Source organism: Pleurocapsa sp. FMAR1, assembly GCF_963665995.1.
Classification (GTDB): Bacteria; Cyanobacteriota; Cyanobacteriia; order Cyanobacteriales; family Xenococcaceae; genus Waterburya.
This window is the reverse complement of sequence record NZ_OY762512.1, coordinates 3977759-3993677: the sequence shown is the minus strand read 5'-3', so window position 1 is coordinate 3993677 and position 15919 is coordinate 3977759. Positions and strand designations below refer to the sequence as shown.

General features: G+C 39.1%; 18 protein-coding genes. 10 read left to right on the top strand and 8 right to left on the bottom strand.

The genetic code is table 11. The features are described from left to right. Positions 1–84 precede the first annotated feature (84 nt). The gene (locus tag SLP02_RS19540) at positions 85–1089 is read right to left on the bottom strand and encodes a multicopper oxidase domain-containing protein (RefSeq protein ID WP_319422391.1); all 1005 of its coding nucleotides are present in this window, start codon (positions 1087–1089) and stop codon (positions 85–87) included. A 244-nt stretch (positions 1090–1333) separates the two neighbouring features. Here SLP02_RS19540 and SLP02_RS19535 point away from each other — a divergent pair, with 244 nt between their 5' ends. From SLP02_RS19535 to mreD, 3 genes are read left to right on the top strand one after another with little or no spacing between them, the layout of a single operon-like run. Further along, entirely contained in the window at positions 1334–2374 is a 1041-nt protein-coding gene (locus SLP02_RS19535; RefSeq protein WP_413467254.1) for a rod shape-determining protein, read from the top strand. 25 nt (positions 2375–2399) lie between these two features. Continuing rightward, on the top strand, positions 2400–3146 hold the full coding sequence (gene mreC / locus SLP02_RS19530) for a rod shape-determining protein MreC (protein WP_319422390.1): 747 nt from the start codon (positions 2400–2402) through the stop codon (positions 3144–3146). 15 nt (positions 3147–3161) lie between these two features. Beyond that, on the top strand, positions 3162–3710 hold the full coding sequence (gene mreD, locus SLP02_RS19525; RefSeq protein ID WP_319422389.1) for a rod shape-determining protein MreD: 549 nt from the start codon (positions 3162–3164) through the stop codon (positions 3708–3710). Between the two features lie 211 nt (positions 3711–3921). Here the strand turns inward: mreD and SLP02_RS19520 are convergent, their stop codons facing one another. After that, on the bottom strand, positions 3922–4530 hold the full coding sequence (locus SLP02_RS19520; RefSeq protein WP_319422388.1) for a Uma2 family endonuclease: 609 nt from the start codon (positions 4528–4530) through the stop codon (positions 3922–3924). A 212-nt stretch (positions 4531–4742) separates the two neighbouring features. On the opposite strand from SLP02_RS19520, the gene SLP02_RS19515 reads away from it, so the two are divergent. Beyond that, a complete protein-coding gene (locus SLP02_RS19515; protein ID WP_319422387.1) occupies positions 4743–5282 on the top strand; it encodes a DUF4352 domain-containing protein in 540 nt (179 codons plus the stop codon). Between the two features lie 60 nt (positions 5283–5342). Here the strand turns inward: SLP02_RS19515 and SLP02_RS19510 are convergent, their stop codons facing one another. After that, the gene (locus SLP02_RS19510; protein ID WP_319422386.1) at positions 5343–5918 is read right to left on the bottom strand and encodes a Uma2 family endonuclease; all 576 of its coding nucleotides are present in this window, start codon (positions 5916–5918) and stop codon (positions 5343–5345) included. A 49-nt stretch (positions 5919–5967) separates the two neighbouring features. Next, positions 5968–6285 carry a thioredoxin gene (gene trxA, locus SLP02_RS19505; RefSeq protein ID WP_319422385.1) on the bottom strand — a complete coding sequence of 106 codons (318 nt, stop codon included), beginning with the start codon at positions 6283–6285 and terminating at the stop codon, positions 5968–5970. 133 nt (positions 6286–6418) lie between these two features. Here trxA and fabG point away from each other — a divergent pair, with 133 nt between their 5' ends. Beyond that, complete coding sequence (gene fabG, locus SLP02_RS19500; RefSeq protein ID WP_413467253.1) at positions 6419–7183, top strand: 3-oxoacyl-[acyl-carrier-protein] reductase; 765 nt, start codon at positions 6419–6421, stop codon at positions 7181–7183. 15 nt (positions 7184–7198) lie between these two features. On the opposite strand, the gene SLP02_RS19495 is transcribed toward fabG, so the two are convergent. Next, complete coding sequence (locus SLP02_RS19495; RefSeq protein WP_319422384.1) at positions 7199–7678, bottom strand: GNAT family N-acetyltransferase; 480 nt, start codon at positions 7676–7678, stop codon at positions 7199–7201. A 353-nt stretch (positions 7679–8031) separates the two neighbouring features. Then, complete coding sequence (locus tag SLP02_RS19490) at positions 8032–8949, bottom strand: aromatic alcohol reductase (RefSeq protein ID WP_319422383.1); 918 nt, start codon at positions 8947–8949, stop codon at positions 8032–8034. A 185-nt stretch (positions 8950–9134) separates the two neighbouring features. On the opposite strand from SLP02_RS19490, the gene SLP02_RS19485 reads away from it, so the two are divergent. The 5 genes from SLP02_RS19485 (at position 9135) to SLP02_RS19465 (ending at position 14797) form a co-directional block, all read left to right on the top strand. Beyond that, positions 9135–10037 (top strand): LysR family transcriptional regulator, encoded by a 903-nt coding sequence (locus SLP02_RS19485; protein WP_319422382.1) that lies wholly within the window; start codon positions 9135–9137, stop codon positions 10035–10037. Positions 10038–10116: 79 nt separating this feature from the next. Further along, positions 10117–10980, top strand: coding sequence for an EamA family transporter RarD (rarD, locus tag SLP02_RS19480; protein WP_319422381.1), 864 nt, complete (start codon positions 10117–10119; stop codon positions 10978–10980). Positions 10981–11078: 98 nt separating this feature from the next. Further along, positions 11079–11714: an ATP phosphoribosyltransferase gene (gene hisG, locus SLP02_RS19475; RefSeq protein ID WP_319422380.1), complete on the top strand. Its 636-nt coding sequence runs from the start codon at positions 11079–11081 to the stop codon at positions 11712–11714. A 234-nt stretch (positions 11715–11948) separates the two neighbouring features. Beyond that, a complete protein-coding gene (locus tag SLP02_RS19470) occupies positions 11949–13784 on the top strand; it encodes an ABC transporter ATP-binding protein (RefSeq protein WP_319422379.1) in 1836 nt (611 codons plus the stop codon). A 467-nt stretch (positions 13785–14251) separates the two neighbouring features. Continuing rightward, positions 14252–14797 carry a hypothetical protein gene (locus tag SLP02_RS19465; protein ID WP_319422378.1) on the top strand — a complete coding sequence of 182 codons (546 nt, stop codon included), beginning with the start codon at positions 14252–14254 and terminating at the stop codon, positions 14795–14797. Positions 14798–14994: 197 nt separating this feature from the next. Here the strand turns inward: SLP02_RS19465 and SLP02_RS19460 are convergent, their stop codons facing one another. Both SLP02_RS19460 and SLP02_RS19455 read right to left on the bottom strand, forming a co-directional pair. Next, positions 14995–15363 (bottom strand): carbon dioxide-concentrating mechanism protein CcmK, encoded by a 369-nt coding sequence (locus SLP02_RS19460; RefSeq protein WP_319422377.1) that lies wholly within the window; start codon positions 15361–15363, stop codon positions 14995–14997. A 194-nt stretch (positions 15364–15557) separates the two neighbouring features. Beyond that, a complete protein-coding gene (locus SLP02_RS19455) occupies positions 15558–15872 on the bottom strand; it encodes a carbon dioxide-concentrating mechanism protein CcmK (protein WP_319422376.1) in 315 nt (104 codons plus the stop codon). Between the last annotated feature and the right edge of the window lie 47 nt (positions 15873–15919).

The window sequence follows — 15919 nt, the reverse complement described above, 5'->3', positions numbered from 1 at the left end:
TGTGCTGAATTAGTAATTTACTATTATTGCGAATTTAAGTCAATAATTTTGAAAATAGTAAATTTATTTTTAGGTTGCGCCAAATTATGTATTCTCAGAGATTACGTCAAAATAACCCATACAGCCATATTCAGCAATATAGTCTTGATGGGGATGAAACATATATTTGCCAGGATACTTATAAGCAAATTCTAAAATATGTCGTTCGGCTGTTCCCATCGTAATTACGTCACTTTCTTCATTGGGTTCTAGACTTCTTCCTGTCCGATAAACCTGAAACATATTGGCATGAATATGAAACGTGACTGCTGGATCGAACTCAATCATGTTGAGTACATAGAGACGAATCAACTGATTTTGATAAATGGGAATTGGGTAATCGCGATAATAGTTGGGAATACCATTAAAAGCATATAGTTCGTTTTTGCCATCAGTATCGAGATCGTAAGCACCCATTACCATCACCATTTCATCGGCAGGGGGACGACCTTCTGGGGGATCGACAATAAATAGACCATACAGTCCTTTGCTTACATGACGAGTAACGGGAGCAACATGACAATGGTAGGGATAAACGCCATAGAGTTCGGCATCAAATTCATAGATCATTGTTTTGCCTCTACGTACAGATGTGACTCCATCCATTTCAACTGGGTGAGTGCCATGAAAATGCAGGCTGTGAGAATGCCCATCTTCGTTATGAAAAATAACGCGAACGCGATCGCCCTCCGTGGCTCTCAAGGTAGGGGCGGGAACGCGATTGTTTAAATTCCAGCTAACAAAAGTAATGGCACTATTAAGCTGTAAAGTCGTGCTGTGGGCAGCAAGTTCAAATTCTCGGATGGTGCGCCCAGCTTCTTCTTTGACTATGCCATAGTTAAAATCTCGCAAAACTGCCATCGGCTCAAAACTTTGAGCTAATGAATTATTGATTTGGGGAAGGGGAGGAATTTTAACTGGTTCAGCAGCCTTAACCTCACTGCTATTAAGCTTTAATGCCGTAGCAGAAATGCCTGCTGCCAATAAACCCCAGCGAATAATTTGTCGGCGACTTCTCAGTTGACGGTCTAATGGGAATATATCGGACATAAAAAATAATTTTATACTTGAACAAATCAGTCCTATAGAAAAGTGCTAATTAAATAATTGCATATTTTTCCTAATAAAGAAAATTAGTTTACCGACCTCACTATAAATACGTAAACAGAAATTAATTTACCTTGACTATGATCGAATTAAGTATATTTTCGATTAGACTAATCGATATATCAGGAGTAAATTAGATCCGACTCAAATAAAGCTACGCCAAATTTATTCGGAGAAATAAATCAAAGTGGGTTTTCTTAATCGTTTTAAGCTTTCGCGGGACATGGGTATCGATCTAGGTACTGCTAATACATTAATTTACGTATCCGGTAAGGGAATCGTCTTAGAAGAACCTTCTGTGGTGGCAATAGATCGCAAAACGGAAATCCCACAGGCATTTGGTAAAGAAGCAAAATTATTGTTGGGTCGCTCTCCTGAACATATACAGGCTTTGCGTCCGCTCAAAGATGGTGTAATTGCTGATTTTGAGGCGACAGAAGCCATGATTCATGAGTTTGTCAAACGAGCTTTTGAAGGTAACCCCTTAGTTCATCCCCGCATGGTTATTGGTATTCCCAGCGGAGTTACCAAATTAGAGCGTCGTGCCGTAATTGAAGCAGCTTCTAATGCAGGGGCAAGAGAAGTAGATTTGATTGAAGAACCTCTGGCAGCAGCTATTGGCGCAGGATTACCTATTAGTGAACCTACAGGTAACATGATTGTCGATATTGGTGGTGGCACAACGGAGGTAGCGGTAATTAGTTCTCAGGGCAAAGTAATTAGCGAATCGATCCGCATCGCTGGAGATGAATTAAGCGAAGTAATTGCTAATCATATAAAAAGAGAGCATAAGCTAGCTATTGGCGAAAATACAGCCGAAGCGATCAAATTCAAGCTAGGTTCAGCTTATCCTGTGGATGAAGCCAACAATCGCACCGTAGAAGTAAGAGGTTTGCACTTATTGTCAGGCTTACCTCGCACCATTGAAGTTAGTGAATCAGAAATTCGCCAATGTTTACAAGAACCAGTCAAAAGTATTATTGAAACGATTAAACTTACCCTTGAGCAAACTCCCCCAGATTTGGCTGCGGATATTATTGACCGTGGCATTATGTTGGCTGGCGGAGGAGCATTGTTAAGGGGGCTAGACGTTTTAATTAGTCATGAGACAGGAATTGTCACTCATATTGCTGCTGAACCTTTAAAATGTGTCGTTTTAGGGACAGGTAGAGTATTGGAAGATAAAACCTTAGATCGAGTATTTAGCGATCGCTCCATACTTATTTAAATTGTCATTACCAATTGGATGAAATATGGATCGCTGGTGGGATAAATTTGGTTTTCGCACAACAATAGTTATAGTGGCTTTAATAATTGCCCTCTTAATTAGACAAACTCAGGCTGCAATTGTATCAGAGATATATTATTTTATGGTCAGTCCTTTTCAGTCCCAAAAGCAGCTAACTCTAGAGGACAGACTAACCAACGCTCGTATTTTAGAGTTGGAACAGCGGGAAACAGAATTAGAACAGCAAAATAAGCAGCTAAAACAGTTGCTAAATTACAGTTCGACTCAAACAACCAAAACTATATCCGCACCAGTAATTAGCCGTAGTCGCGATCGCTGGTGGGAGCAAGTTACCCTAGGTAAAGGTAGCCAAGATAATATTAAACCAGGTTTTGTCGTATCGGGAATTGGCGGTTTGGTAGGCAGAGTTACCAGCGTTACCCCCCACACTAGTAAAGTACTGCTAATTAGCGATGATACTAGTCGAGTTGGCGCAGTTATCAGCCGTAGTCGTCAATTGGGCTATGTTCAAGGGGAAAAAGCATCTAGTGTGGTAATGCACTTTTTTGAAGAGGTTATAGACATTAAACCTGGAGATCAAATAGTCACCTCAAATCTGAGTAAGCTATATCCGCCTGGTTTACCTATTGGCAAAGTAAAACCGCAAAAACAAAAAGAAGATGCCGTTTCCGAAATAGAAATAGAATTAACTGCACCTATTGATGTTTTAGAATGGGTTATTGTTCAACCTTTTGAACCAAAGATTAAGTAATAGATAATTTAAAGAATGGGAAATAAAAAACAGACATCTTTTGACAGCTTGAAAATTTTAAATGTCCTGTTTATTTTTGCTTCTGTAGTTATATGTTCTTTTTTAATGCTGTTGCATATTCCTGGAATGGAACTGTTAGGTACAAATCCTAATTGGCTGTTAATTTGGGTAGTTGCTTGGAGTATAAAGCGTAATATTTGGCAAGGTGCGATCGCAGGCTTGATTATGGGCTGTATCTATGACGGTATAGTTACTAGCACCCCTTCTTATATATTTAGTTTTGTTTTGATTGGGGTGCTAACTTCCAGTCTGCAAAAACAAAAATATATTGGAGAAGACTTTATCTCTGTAGCTTTTATTGTCTTTTTCATGACAATTATTGCTGAAACAGTCTATGGATTGCAATATGCAAGATATCACTTTTTTAGTATCTCAGAAATTATCGACAAGTATCAGCAGATAGCTATCATCTCGGCAATTATAAATAGTCTCTGGAGTCCAGCTTTTTATTATCCTTTTGATCTTTGGAATAATAAAATGACAAAAGGAGCAAGTCAGTTTTGATAGAACAAATGAAAAAGCAAGATGTAACTATAACCTATTTAAAAGATTAAAATTAATCAGGCAAAAGTTGATTTAAAGCGATCGCAATCTTCGGAAAAGCTAGAGGCGAAATCGCACCTGTTTTGTATTCGGCAATTTGCATATAACCGTCAGCTTGAGGTTGAGTATGAACTATTAGTTTTTGATTAACTAAGTCACAGATTACTCCGCCCTAAACGGACGGAGCCTGTCTTGGACAGCGTTCCCTTGCGCCTGACGGCGACGCGGGGTCTGTCCGCTGCTGTGACCGTTGGTCAATTACCCAATATTCAGGAATGCTATTGCAAGCATAAATAATTGTTTTCTGTTCCAAGTCCTTCTTGAAACAATCGCTGCACAACGCGAAGCGTTGAGTCGCGTCTAGCGACGCTCTGGGCGCATAGCCCTGCGGGGAAACCCCCAAGACCGCGTTGTTTCGCTTCCTCAAGGTTTCCTTAGAAACTTCTATTAGCCAATAGATATTCTCTGGATAGGGATGATGGGCATCATAAATACTCTCTGGTAACTGAACAATGGCGATATCTGGTTCTGGTTCGCTTGCTCTCGAATAGGGGGAGTTGTCTAAAGTAATCGGGTGGGATTCATAGACTTCCGCTAATCCATCTAAAAGCTTTCTCAAGTATTTAACAGCCCTATGATTGGTATTGCGGTGAGGGACTCCTTCGTGACTCATGGCAGTTATTTCTCCCTCTAAAAATTCGACTTTTTTACCAGCCAAAACTCCTGAATCAACTAGATCGTGCCATTCTTCAATTGACCATTTATAAGTAGTTATAGTCATATTATTGTTTATGCTCGATCGATATTTTAAGGATTTGAGATCTATCTCTAACTTTCTCCATAATTTTGATAGCTTCTACCACGACATTTTATAGGTTTTTCGGACAATTGTAATGTGAATATCGATAAAGATGAGTCTGAATGGAGATTATTGCACTTAATTGGGGAAAAGTAAGAAGAGTTAGGTAAAGCATGAATATTAGATGACAACTAATGAACTACAAATCGAAAAAAGAGATTGCTCAAAGTAAAACTACTATTTTTTGGATTGTTTTAATCTTATTATCTCTATGGTTGGGTTGGAAGGCTCAGAATCAAGAACCTGCTTATTCTTTTGAACAATATCCAACTGAGAACAATATCATCAAAACCAAAGAACAAGAAATTAAAGTAAGCCGAGTTTACATAACCAAATCATTTGTAGCAGGTTTGACAAACGAAGTTCGCACTGCGAAAGGAAAATATTTAGTTTTAGAGGTAGATGTTACTAACACTAGTAAAAAAACAGATTCAATAGAAGACCATAGTTTAAAGCTTAAAGATAACCAAGGAAGAACTTATCAACAAGATTTTTCAGTTGAAAGTGATTTGATTTGGAATAATAAAAATAAGTTTGACGAAGGTTTAATTTTGCCTGGAATGACCAATAGAGATCTATTAGCTTATGATGTTCTCGAAGATGCTCAAGGAGTGACATTAAATTACAGAGACTCGTTAGGAATGGAAGAATATACTATTCCAATTACTCAATGAAAATTGATAAAATGTTTAGTCCGCTTAATAAACGATTTGTCCTTGGTCAATGAGTTAAACCTATTTAAATTCAATATTTTCATACAGATCGGCAATTTTGAACTGTACGTCCACTGAACTCAAGGTTAAAGTCATTTCGGAGTCGGTATATTCCGATAATAACCATTGATGAGCATTCGTTTTAACGTAATGTTCGACCTGAATTTTATATTGATCGATCAAAAGATATTCTTGAAAAGTCTCAATCGTGCGGTATGCCACAAACTTTTCACTGCGATCATAATCTTTAGTTGATTTTGATAGTACTTCCGCTATTAAACAGGGATTCATCACCGTATCAGTTCGACTTTCCTGAAGCTGAATTGGTTTTTCCAGAACCATAATATCGGGATAAGTATAGAGATTGCGATTGGAAATCCAAAGACGCTGATCTGTAAAAAAAGTTTCATAAGGTTGTTCTTTGAAAGCGAGTTCAAGAGCAATCAGTAAATTACGGCAAATTCTATTGTGGTTGGGCGTACCTCCTGTCATTAATCTAATTTCTCCATCGTCATATTCATGACGTTCTTCTGAGAGTATTTCCCAGTTTAAATACTCTTCAGAGGTGTAAGTTTTCTTCTCAAGTGCCTGTGTCATTTCACCTAATATTCAATATTTATCGCTGAAGAAAACCATGTTTGCATAGTTAAACCAAAGTATCTAAATGCTGAATCAACTGTTGCGCTTGCAACACGCCTTCTATTCTCTCTGCGGGTTGACCATCTTTGAATAAAACTAAAGTAGGTAAAGCTTCTATTTGATACTTAGTAGCCAGATTAGGATACTTATCGGTATCAATTTTGACTACCTGAAGGCGATCGCGTAAATTAGCCCCTACCTGTTCTAAAATTGGGGTCATCATCTGACAAGGACCACACCAAGTTGCGTAAAAATCTACTAAAACAGGAAGCTCTGAACCTTTCAATAGATCTTCAAAACTGGAGAATTGTTTTTTAACTGCCATAGCGATCGCCTTATATACAAGTAATTGAGTCGCGAACTAGTCTAAGGGACTAATAAGCCTATATGATAGCTAAGTTAATCAGAAGTATCAGAATTTTGTTGAGTTTCTTAAGCTTATTTCCAAGGGGCAAGATATGGAGTTATTACCAGAAAATTTACAGCATTTGAAAGATAAAGTAGCATTAGTCACGGGTGCTTCTAGGGGAATTGGTAAAGCAGCAGCGATCGCTCTAGTCGGTCAAGGCGCAAAGGTTGTGGTCAACTATGCTCGTTCAAGTGAGGCAGCAGAGGCTATAGTCCAAGCAATTACCGCAGCAGGAGGAGAAGCAATCGCATTACAGGCAGACGTTTCTCAAGCTGAACAGGTAGATAATTTAATTAAACAAACCCTTGATAAGTTTGGGCGCATTGATGTTTTGGTAAACAATGCAGGCATTACCAAAGACACTTTATTACTGAGAATGAAGCCTGAACAATGGCAGGCAGTAATTGATTTAAATCTGACTGGAGTATTTTTGTGTACCAAGGCAGTTAGTAAAACCATGCTCAAGCAGCGTAGTGGCAGAATTGTTAATATTGCTTCGGTTGCAGGACAAATGGGTAATCCTGGACAGGCAAACTACAGTGCAGCTAAGGCTGGAGTAATTGGCTTTACCAAAACCGTCGCCAAAGAGTTAGCTAATCGTGGTATCACCGTTAACGCTGTAGCACCAGGATTTATTGAGACTGACATGACCCAAGATCTTAAGTCAGATAAAATCATCGATTTTATTCCCCTTGGTCGCTATGGCAAGCCAGAAGAAGTAGCAGGCACAATCCGCTTTTTAGCAGCCGATCCCGCAGCGGCATATATTACAGGTCAAGTATTTAACGTTGATGGGGGAATGGTGATGGCTTAAATCAATTATCAATTATCAATTATCAATTATCAATCCTACTGGTAGTTCTTGGATTCGTCGGGCTAAGTCCTCCGAAGGTTTTGAGTTGTTGTACAACACCATAGTAGTACTTTCGTTTTGTTTAAAGCCGATACGCTCGTAAAAGCTTTGCTGATGAGTGGTAGTTAAATAAACTCTTTCTACTTTGCTAACTAAAGGATGAGATATGACGGTTTCTACTAGCTTTCTGCCCAAGCCTATGCCTTGATAATCGGGGTCAACTATTACATCCCAAATTCCTGCACGGTATACACCATCGGAAGTTGCTCTAGCAAAGCCTATAAGACGTTCTGCGTCCCGGACTGTAACTACAGGATTGCTGTTGGCGATCGCAATTTGTAAGTCATTTATATTTCGTTCTTGCGCCCAAAAAGCTGTTTTTGCGAACAGGCGTTGTAGCTGTACGAAATCTACTTTTGATTTATCGGCACAAAATTGAACATGACTACAATTCATTACGGTTGATACCTCTTAAAAAAATTACCAAAAATCTTTGGATATTTACGTATAAATCTAGCTTGATTTGTTCTGGTTCAAGTGTGATTTAAAACATCAATTTATTGGTTGTTGATTTTTTCCATTTTACAGATATATATGCAACTTTTTGGCTAAATATCCAGGATATGTGTCCTTATTTCCTGACATTGAAAATGTTTAGTATTAGTCAACTTTTTTGAGTAAGTTAAAGGAAGAAGCTAACTTGGATCAAATTATTCTTGTTAGGCGTTTTTTAGATTTACACACAACATTTCGACGAATTTTATTTCAAATTGGCTTCTTAGAAAACTTTATGAATCAAAGCATATTACTCATTTCAAATTCTTCTGCGCCCACCGTTTGACACTGCAAACCTCGATTCCATGCTGGGCATTAAACGTCTTGTCTATTTCCCATGAGACCCCTTTGCCCTCCGCGAACACAACCCTATATTTTTTAATCAGGTTGCCGGGATCTTTCGCTAGTTCGTCTTTCAACATAGGCACACTCCATTCCACTCGCTGCATCTTCCGACCCAAAACGGAGTCAACGATGTCCGCTAATTGCGCGTATGTGACTGTATCTCCAGCCGTGTACACAATGCGGTTAACAATCCGTGGTTCGGCAAAAATAATTTCCGCCGTTAAAGCACCGATGTCCTCGGACGTGGTGACAGTGACAGCGTTATCCCAACTTCCCAGTGCGTGTATCATATTTTGCGTTAAGTCGACTACGCCGAACGAAGGCTCGAACAAAAAACTAACGAACATACCCGTCGAAACTATGACCCATTCCAGGCGCTCTTGCGATCGCAAGAGGTTGCGTACGTCCAACTGCACGTCAAATAGATCCTGGGAGTTGCCTTTGCCGATAATGTCGTAGTCAACGCCGAATTGCCAGGGAAAATAACGCTTTACGCTAGCATCAAGAACTGCGCGAGCAAGCTTGAGTTGGATATCACGCCCAGCCACGAAGCCAGTGCAGCCGATTACGGTATGGAAGTCCTTGAAAAGACGGGAGAGGTCGCAAATGGAGTCGGTAGCGAGGTCGCTGGGTAAGAATCTGACACCAAGGGATTGAAGTTCGTCGAGCTTTCGTAGTTTGCTGGGATCGTGAGAATTAATTGTTGAAGGGCGGAGGAGGACTGTGAGAGTAGTGCCAGGAAATAAAGCTGCGCGCTTGGCTAAATTGCGAAGAATAGCCATGCCGAGTTCACCTGCACCCAAGACAAGAATGGGAGTGTTATTCATCAATTGCTCCTTAGTTTATATTTTAATGTGAGATTTTTTGCTCGATAAAGCACAAGCTATGCGATCGCCTTGAAGTTAAATACGTGCCTTCAATCACCATCTTTCCATCGTAGCGATTTTTTAATTGAAGATCGAGTATTGTTTTATTGATACTATGTTTCTTATTAGTAAACTTTGAAATCACTATGGACACTTTAAGTAGCATGAAAGTTTTGTGTCAGGTAGTCGAATTGGGAAGTTTTGTAGCTGCTGCCGAGCGGCTAGATTTGTCTACAGCTATGACTAGCAAACATATCATGAACTTGGAGCGACACTTAGGCGCACGTTTGTTGAATCGAAGCAGCCGACATTTGAGCTTAACCGAGGCAGGTATAGTGTATTACGAGCAATGCCGAGAAATTATCGACAATTTGGAAGTGCTGGAGGCAGCAGTAAAAAAAACGGCAGTCACTGCACGTGGCGTACTTAAGATTACTGCTCCGATTTGGTTTGCCAACCCATTATTTACTAGAGCCTTAACGGAATACCGCTCTTGCTATCCAGATGTTTTCTTGGAGCTAAATTTAAACGATCGGATAGTTGACCTAGTGGAAGAAGGATTTGACCTAGCGTTACGTGTAACCTATAAAAATCCCAATCCTTCATTGCTTACACGACGCATTTGCCCGATTCAATTCATGTTGGTTGCTTCACCTGACTATTTACGAAGAAATGGACACCCAAAAAACCTCAACGAACTATCGAAACATATAGCTGTTACCTATCAATACTTGCAGTTTGCCGATAAAATATTTTTTGATAATCCTAGCGAGCGGGAGAAAATAAAACTACCATTTTCAGTCCGCTCCAACAGCACTAATATGCTGTATCAGGCTGCTCTAGCAGGCATGGGATTAGCGATATTGCCAGAGTGGTTGATTGAAGGCGATATTACCAGCCGACGACTGGAGGTTCTGAAGCTAGACTGTACCTTGCCAACCTCATTCCTTTATACTGTCTACACAAGTAGAAAATACCTATCACCTAAAATAAGGACTTTTGTAGATTTTCTAGCAGAATATTTTTCTGGCTTGTCTTCAAAAGATTAGGTGGATGATGGATTGAGGTGGTAATTAAGATTGATAGCTAGATTAAGGAAGAATATTTAATTATGCTGAACGATTATTGATGAATTCTCAACGTTTGGGAATATTGTATGCAGTTTTAGCTTATGGCATCTGGGGATTGTTTCCGCTGTATTGGAAACTTTTAGGCTCAATTCCTGCTCTCGAAATTTTAAGTCATCGTGTCATTTGGTCTAGCGTATTACTGTTGGGGGTTTTGTTTAGCTACAGGCGTTGGCAAGAGTTAGGCAAGCTGATTTTAAAACCAAGGCAATTATTACCTTTACTCGCTTCAGGCAGCATTTTGGCTTTTAATTGGGGATTGTATATCTATGGAGTCAACAGCGATCGCATTATTGAAACTAGTTTAGGATATTTTATTAATCCTCTGGTTAGCGTGCTGTTGGGTGTAATTATATTGCGCGAGCGACTTCAATGGTTACAGTGGCTTGCGTTTAGTTTAGCAACTTTCGGTGTTGGCTACTCAATTTTTGCAGCGGGGCAAGTTCCTTGGATTGCTTTGGGTTTAGCTTTTTCCTTTGGGATATATGGATTTTTAAGAAAGATAATTGTTGTTAAACCATTACTGGGGTTGGCAGTAGAAACCTGCTTATTAGCTCCTGTAGCGATCGCTTATCTTACATGGCACAATGACAACCACTTTGGACAAAATGGGTTGATTACCCTACTCTTGATTGGTTGTGGGGTTGTAACATCTGTTCCCTTGTTTTGCTTTAATAGTGCTGTACAACTGCTACGACTTTCGACTATCGGGTTTTTGCAATACATTGCACCCAGTCTGCAACTAATAATCGGAGTTTGGTTATATCATGAATCCTTTACCAGAAATAATGCGATCGTCTTTGGCTTGATTTGGACTGCATTAGCAGTTTATTCGGCTACTTCTCTTGTCAATCGCAAGGCATGAGAAGAAACAATCAAAGGATGTTTCTCAACAAGAAACTGATAAAGTAAGGTGATTTAATTCTGTTAACATTATTTTTGCTCAACCAATGGATAATTTATATGATCACTATTGCCTTACCCAAAGGCGCATTATTAAAAGACAGTATCGAATTGTTTCGCAATCTAGGCTTAGATTTTAGTGCCTTTCTAGATAAAACTAATCGTCAGCTACAAATTAGCGATCCTACAAATACCGCCAAAGCTTTATTGGTTAGAGCGCAAGATGTTCCTGTATATGTAGAATATGGGCAAGCGCAACTGGGAATTGTTGGCTATGATGTATTGCGGGAGAAACAGCCAGAAGTTGCTAACTTGATTGACTTGGAATTTGGTTATTGTCGTCTATCGGTAGCAGTTCCTAGCAGCAGTCCCTATAAACGTTCGGTTGAACTGCCGCCTCACGGCAGGGTGGCATCTAAATTTGTTAACTGTGCCAAAGAACATTTTGACAGTATTGATTTACCTGTAGAGATTGTTCCTTTGTCTGGTTCAGTAGAATTAGGACCAATTACAGGAATGTCTGAGGCAATTGTAGATTTGGTTTCTACAGGTAAAACACTCAAGGAAAATGGCTTAATTGAAACCGATATTCTTTATGAAAGTAGTGCTAGATTGATTGCTCATCCTCTTAGTTATCGACTAAATCGCGACAACATTAATGATTTGGTAGCTAAACTAAAATCGCGGGACGATTAGCTATAGGCTCTAAGCGCAGGGCTAACGCCCATATCGTCGCCCCAAGACCAAGGGGTACCCCCCGCAGGTACGACTTCGCTGCATCCGCAGCGTGCAGCTATAAGCCGTTTTCAAAGTCGCTTTAGACTATTTTACTGTCATAATTTGAATTAGAACTGTTTAATAATTAATGAAAGCTAACAGCTAAGAGTTAACAAGACAGATATACTCTGTTTCCAGCTACAACTAAAAATTATGACCATCGCTTCTCCCCAGCCAGAAATTAAAACTAAAAAGCCAGAAAATGATTGGCGGTTATTTCTGAAGCTAGTTCCTTACGCTCGCCAAAGCAGAGGAATACTAATTGTTTCTTTGGTTTTACTCATTCCTTTGGCTGTGGCTGGTGCAATTCAGCCTTTGATTGTTGGTCAAGCTATTTCCTTGCTTAAAGAAGAATCAACCTGGAGTTTTTTGCATGGGGTATCTATCAAAGAGGGAATTAATCTTTTATCAGGGTTGTTGTTAATCACGGTATTAATCAAGCTGATGTTCTCGTCAGTGCAGGGTTATCTGGTACAAAAAATTGGACAGGAGATTACTGCCGAAGTCAGACAAGATCTGTTCACTCACGTTACTTCTTTAGCCTCTAGCTTTTTTGATCGCACTCCTGTGGGCAAACTAATTACTCGTATTGCTAGTGATGTAGAAGCTTTAGGAAATGTTTTTGCTAGCGGTGCAATTGGCGTAGTTAGTGATTTTGTTTCTATTCTGGCGATTATAGTGATGATTTATCTCACTAACTGGAAGCTGGCATCAATTCTGGTTTTTATGCTGATTCCCGTGACGGCACTAATTATTTATTTCCAGCAGCAATATCGTAAAGCCAACTATAAAGCCAGAGAGGAACTATCTAGGCTCAACTCCATGCTGCAAGAAAATATTACAGGAATTAATATTGTGCAGCTATTTCGGCGGGAAAAATACAACAGCGAAATGTATCGCTCAATTAACGAACGCTATCGCTCAGAAGTTGATAAAACTATCTTTCATGATTCGGCTGTATCGGCGACGCTGGAATGGATTGCTTTAGTTGCGATCGCAGCGGTTCTTTGGGCAGGAGGGATCTTTGTGCTTCGGGACACCATGCAGTATGGAGAACTAACGGCGTTTATTCTCTATGCCCAACGGTTATTTAATCCCATACGTCAGTTTGCTGATAAGTTTACCATGTTTCAGTCTGGGTTTACCGCGATCGAAAGGATTACGGAATTGTTAAGAGAACCCATTGAAATTAGAGATAAAGTCATCTCTGTTGCCGAGGGACACCGTACTTTGTTGTTAAATGATGCTAGTAACTCTCAAACAGGCGAAATTCGCTTTGAGAACGTTTGGTTTGGCTACAAAAGCGATGAATATGTAATCAAAAATTTAGACTTCACTATTAAACCTGGAGAAAAAGTAGCCTTAGTCGGTCCTACAGGTGCGGGAAAAAGCTCTATAATTCGCTTGCTGTGTCGTCTTTATGAACCAAGTAAGGGCAGAATATTGGTAGACGGCATTGATATTAGAGATATTCCTCAAGCAGATTTACGTCGCTACATTGGTGTGATTTTACAAGAAAGCTTTTTATTTGCGGGAGATGTCAAACGCAATATTACCTTGGGTGACGACTATTCCCTTGAAGAAGTTAAACAGGCTGCTAAATTAGTTAATATTGATAGCTTTATTGAAGATTTGCCTGATGGCTATGACACAACCTTACGGGAGAGAGGTACAAACCTTTCGGGGGGACAAAAACAGCTTTTGGCTTTTGCGCGGGTTGCCATCCGTAATCCTCATGTTTTGATTTTAGATGAGGCTACTTCTAGCTTAGATGTATCCACCGAAGCTTTGGTTCAATCAGCTTTAGATCAGCTACTGATCGATCGTTCGGCAATTATTATTGCTCATCGTCTTTCTACTATCCGTAACGTAGATAAAATTTTGGTATTAAAGCGTGGCGAGTTAGTAGAATTTGGTAGTCATGATGAATTATTAGCTACCGAAGGATTATATGCCAGCTTATACAAATTACAAATGCTAGGAAATTGATTTAAGTGCTAGGAGGAAGTTAAAAGCTAGAAGTTAATAATTAAGGATTTCAAGGGGCTGTTGAGATTTAAGACAATGTTGTTTTTATTGAGAATGTATATTCTCTGCAAAAAAAGTTTGTTTTACTACTAATTAATATTGATATTTATATCTTTATGTAGAGCGACAACCAAACTAACTATATTAGGCTCGTTATAATTACAATTTGGCATAAATAAACTCAAGCTAACCTTTATCTCATAATTAACTTAAGGAAGCTAAAACTTTTACTACACAGTCAGTTGAAGAATGCTTTTTTGTTCTCGTTTAATTTCTAACTGGCTTGAGCAAAAAGTTCTCAAGGCATATAGCTTATAGCTATCCTTGGCAAAACCTATTCTTGACTCGAAAGTAGCGTTAATATAAAACTGGTTGCATTTTAAGCCTAAAAATATAGTACTTGGAAAGTATCACGATGTTTGAGGTGTATGTCTAACATTTATAACTTGAGTAGTTCCTCAGCTAATTCTGGAGTAGATTTATTACAAAAAGAATGGAAGGAATTCAATCGCTTTCATCTTGAAGGAGAATATCCTTGTCCTGTTTGCCGTCACGGTAGAGTAAGAGAGATGCCGATGATGGAAACCTTTGCCTGTGGCTTTTGTCAACATATTTTTACGACAAATTTTGACAAACAATTGTTGAAGATGGCAGACAGTCAATTGCCCTTAACCTGGTACTGGAATGGTAAAACCTGGAAGGGAATTCATAGGGAAGGTGCAGAGATAGGCTGGGTTTATTTGTTATTTGCCTTTGGTTTTGTCTGTATTCCTACGTCAATTATTGCTTCTGGAATGTATTTATTTCCACCAACAGAGGATAGTCTACTGTCCTGGCTTCCCTTAACCTGGACAATTCTTACTTTTTGCGCCCATCTACTTTGTGTTGTTTGGCTAATAATTGAATATTATCAATTTCCTGTTTTTCTTTACTTTAGAGCTTTGAGAAGAAAACTATTCTTACTAGGTAACTAGCTGCTTTTGGTTATAGGAAAATTGTGAGTGAATTGATAAGCTAATTTAGCCAAATTTTTGGTGAAAGAGTAAGGGAAGAAAGAATAAAGATTGATGCTAATACAGCTTATATTTTATGTATCAGAGCAAAATTGTCTTTCTTTGTCTGTTCTTCCCTTAACCATTTCTCATCTTGCTATCGAGTAATCTTTAATAAATTAACTCAGTAGAGAATTAGGACTAGGAGCGATAGGTAATGTTCTTCCTTCTACCTGATCGAAGTAAGGCATTACCTCTTCAGTGTAGTCAATAGGCAAGACAGCACAGACGTTTTCATGGGGGCGAGGAATAATTACCCAAGACTCTAACGTTGCTCCTTCTGCTTTTTTTACTGCCTCGATTCCCGCAGCCATAGCCGTTTTTACTTCAGATACGTCACCGCGAATATTAACGTTAAAGCGCGCACTACCTACACGAATATAACCAACTAAGGTCACTCGACCTGCTTTTACCATAGCATCGGCTGCTGCTAAAATACCTGGGAATCCTTTGGTTTCAATCGATCCTACCGCAGATTGAGACGGCATAAATTTGCTCCTTGAAATTATTAATTATAAATACGAATAAAAGTAATGCTTAATTACATTTACTGGCGGTTACAGCAGACTTCGTTGTCTTATTTTGATTCACTTGATAAAAATAGCGAAGTAATCGGTAACGAGTACTAATTTTAGCTGACTGACGGTGATTTTTATAAATTTAGTTTTCGCTGTAGAGTAAATTAAAAGCGATATTGCTCTACTTCTTCGGTATAGGCGATAGGCAAAACAGCAACTACATTATCTGGTGGGTTGGGTACAGTATAGTGAGTAGTCACCTCACCACCAAAAGTATTTTCTGCTGCCAGTAATCCTGCTTCCATAGAAGGTCTAACTTCGGCAATTGGACCACGAATAGCAATTACAAAAGTGCCGCTTTCTCCTTTATCAAAATAAACTAAGGTAACGCGACCAGCTTTTAACATCGCATCAGAAGCAGCTAAGACAGCAGGAAAACCAAGGGCTTGGATTACTCCTACTGCGTGTTGTTGAGACATAAGTTTTTCTAACTTAAAAATGAAATTATAGTAAGATGATTGTTTAA

Excerpts from the sequence above, each read along its gene's own strand:
- SLP02_RS19485 (WP_319422382.1), top strand. The coding sequence starts at position 9,135 with ATGGACACTTTAAGTAGCATGAAAGTTTTGTGTCAGGTAGTCGAATTG.
- SLP02_RS19520 (WP_319422388.1), bottom strand. The coding sequence starts at position 4,530 with ATGACTATAACTACTTATAAATGGTCAATTGAAGAATGGCACGATCTA.
- SLP02_RS19495 (WP_319422384.1), bottom strand. The coding sequence starts at position 7,678 with ATGAATTGTAGTCATGTTCAATTTTGTGCCGATAAATCAAAAGTAGAT.
- rarD (WP_319422381.1), top strand. The coding sequence starts at position 10,117 with ATGAATTCTCAACGTTTGGGAATATTGTATGCAGTTTTAGCTTATGGC.
- SLP02_RS19490 (WP_319422383.1), bottom strand. The coding sequence starts at position 8,949 with ATGAATAACACTCCCATTCTTGTCTTGGGTGCAGGTGAACTCGGCATG.
- mreC (WP_319422390.1), top strand. The coding sequence starts at position 2,400 with ATGGATCGCTGGTGGGATAAATTTGGTTTTCGCACAACAATAGTTATA.
- SLP02_RS19465 (WP_319422378.1), top strand. The coding sequence starts at position 14,252 with ATGTCTAACATTTATAACTTGAGTAGTTCCTCAGCTAATTCTGGAGTA.
- SLP02_RS19515 (WP_319422387.1), top strand. The coding sequence starts at position 4,743 with ATGAACTACAAATCGAAAAAAGAGATTGCTCAAAGTAAAACTACTATT.
- fabG (WP_413467253.1), top strand. The coding sequence starts at position 6,419 with ATGGAGTTATTACCAGAAAATTTACAGCATTTGAAAGATAAAGTAGCA.
- SLP02_RS19460 (WP_319422377.1), bottom strand. The coding sequence starts at position 15,363 with ATGCCGTCTCAATCTGCGGTAGGATCGATTGAAACCAAAGGATTCCCA.
- SLP02_RS19455 (WP_319422376.1), bottom strand. The coding sequence starts at position 15,872 with ATGTCTCAACAACACGCAGTAGGAGTAATCCAAGCCCTTGGTTTTCCT.
- mreD (WP_319422389.1), top strand. The coding sequence starts at position 3,162 with ATGGGAAATAAAAAACAGACATCTTTTGACAGCTTGAAAATTTTAAAT.
- SLP02_RS19470 (WP_319422379.1), top strand. The coding sequence starts at position 11,949 with ATGACCATCGCTTCTCCCCAGCCAGAAATTAAAACTAAAAAGCCAGAA.
- SLP02_RS19540 (WP_319422391.1), bottom strand. The coding sequence starts at position 1,089 with ATGTCCGATATATTCCCATTAGACCGTCAACTGAGAAGTCGCCGACAA.
- SLP02_RS19510 (WP_319422386.1), bottom strand. The coding sequence starts at position 5,918 with ATGACACAGGCACTTGAGAAGAAAACTTACACCTCTGAAGAGTATTTA.
- trxA (WP_319422385.1), bottom strand. The coding sequence starts at position 6,285 with ATGGCAGTTAAAAAACAATTCTCCAGTTTTGAAGATCTATTGAAAGGT.
- hisG (WP_319422380.1), top strand. The coding sequence starts at position 11,079 with ATGATCACTATTGCCTTACCCAAAGGCGCATTATTAAAAGACAGTATC.